This is a genomic window from Endozoicomonas sp. SESOKO4, from assembly GCF_024606275.1.
Map to the genome: position 1 here is coordinate 1 of NZ_JAHHPS010000357.1, position 1,256 is coordinate 1,256.

1 protein-coding gene is annotated in these 1,256 nt (G+C 61.4%); it reads right to left on the reverse strand.

Going from position 1 to position 1,256, the window contains the following annotated elements; all coding sequences use genetic code 11:
- Positions 1–1,256: hypothetical protein (locus tag KDK16_RS07035; RefSeq protein ID WP_257275331.1), on the reverse strand; the 1,256-nt coding region annotated here is incomplete at both ends.

Sequence of the window (1,256 nt, forward strand, 5' to 3'; positions counted from 1 at the left end):
AATCACATCCGAACCGCCCTGGCCCTCCACCATGACCCCAAACTGTCGGCGGGAGACCACCCGGTTCTCATGGTAGTAAGTGTTCAGTCGAAAGGCTTTCAGGCTGATCCGGTCGGCCCCGGGTGTTCCTGACAGCAGCAGGCCCTCCGCCATCACGGCTACCCTGCCAAAGCTGCCCAGGGACTGGTAACTACCAAGGGTGACCTGGTAGAGCCTTTGGTGTTTTGGGCTATAAACGACCGAAGCCGTTGACTCAGGCTGCCAGGCATTCCGGGTTGTGCTCTTTTTCCTGACCGTGGTTTGACCAATAATCACTTGCTGAACACCGTGCTCCTTGTCAGGCAGGCCGAACAACAGTCTCTGTTGATAAGAATACCGGCCCCAGTAATCCATCCAGGCCACCTGGGTTGGGGTATAGCCGGGGCGCAGCTTGAGGGCGATCAGTCGGGTGTCGGCCCGCAGCCGGCGAGCGCTTATTGGCACGGAACGCATGGCCTGCCTGAAATCCTGCCGGGTCCGGAAGATTGGGTTGCCGGAGGCTTTCCCGGGCCCCATCTGGCTGAGGTCCAGCGCCACCAGGGACAGGCGTTTCCGGTTGGCCAGGTATTCAGCCTTCGGGGTTTTGATGCGCCATGTCCGGGCATCGGGCTCCAACTGGTAGTCGCCTCGCAATTCGATGCCATCCGGCAAGGCGTAACGGCAGGGAATGGAGAGCAGGGCGTTGAACTCGCTGGGTATCCCGGTCAGCCGAACGGTGCCAGCCTTCCCACAAAAAGGATGGCCCCTGGTGCCCCGGTTGGGCTGGGGGAAAAACTGGAAGGCGTGCTTTTTGTGGGTTTCCGACAGGGCGAGCAGCTGACGGTCGCTCTTCACCATAACCCGGAAGCGGTCGCCGGAGTCGGCCGCCAGCAGGGTGCCACTACCGTCCGGCAGGTACCAGAGATCCAGTGATCCGAAAGCGCTTAACAGGGTGTGATTGGTGACCGGGGTTGTTGGGGTCAGTGGCACCAGCCCTACCGTTGCCGAGAACTGCTCCCGGGCCTGGGTCACCTTGATGCGCAACTGTTCCTTGAGCCCTCCGATGAACGCACGGGCACTGGCGGTGGTCCAGGCGGTGTCGTTATATTGCAGGGTGACGTTGGCGAAGACCGGGTTGACCAACTGGCCCAGGTCCAGGCTCGTCATCACCACGCCGGATTGAGGGGTGAACTGGCGCACACTCAGGGTATCGTTAGACTTGGCGACGGTCTGCCCGG